Here is a 554-nt window from a genome sequence, read left to right on the forward strand (position 1 = left end):
CAGGCTGCCGCTGCCCAACGCCGTGTTGCTGCCAACCGCCAGCGTGCCGGCGTTCAACACCGTGCCACCGGCGTAGCTGTTGGCGCCATCGAGCGTGAGCGTGCTCGTGCCATTCTTGATCAGGCTGCCTGCGCCGGCGATCGACCCGGACAATGTCAGGTCGTTGCTGCCGAGCAGATTCACCGCGCCGTCCAGCACCACTGCATTGCCCACCGCCAACGCCTGATTGCTATCGAGGTTGGTGCCGGCGGCAGCCGTCAAGGCACCAGTGCCCAGTGCCTGCGCATCACCCAGCACCAGCGTGCCGCTGCCCAGCGCGGTGCCGCCGGTGTAGCTGTTGGCTGCATCCAGGACCAGGGTGCCGGTGTCGAGTTTTTCAATGCCACCGACGCCGGAGACAGCGACATCGATCGTGCCGGTGACACCGGGGTCTACCCGGATGATGGTGGTGGCGGCATTGGCGCTCAGCGCGCCTGCTCCGCCGTCGCCGAGCACATAGCCGTCGGTGATGAACTGCATGCCGGTGATGCCCTGGGTGCCCTGCACGCCCACCG

General features: G+C 67.3%; 1 protein-coding gene. It reads right to left on the reverse strand.

Annotated elements, in window-relative coordinates:
* Positions 1-554, reverse strand: a 554-nt coding sequence (locus OZ10_RS20200; protein ID WP_202903049.1) for an autotransporter-associated beta strand repeat-containing protein, incomplete at both ends; no start/stop codon positions are given.

It is taken from the genome of Xanthomonas cannabis pv. cannabis (assembly GCF_000802365.1).
Lineage (GTDB): Bacteria > Pseudomonadota > Gammaproteobacteria > Xanthomonadales > Xanthomonadaceae > Xanthomonas > Xanthomonas cannabis.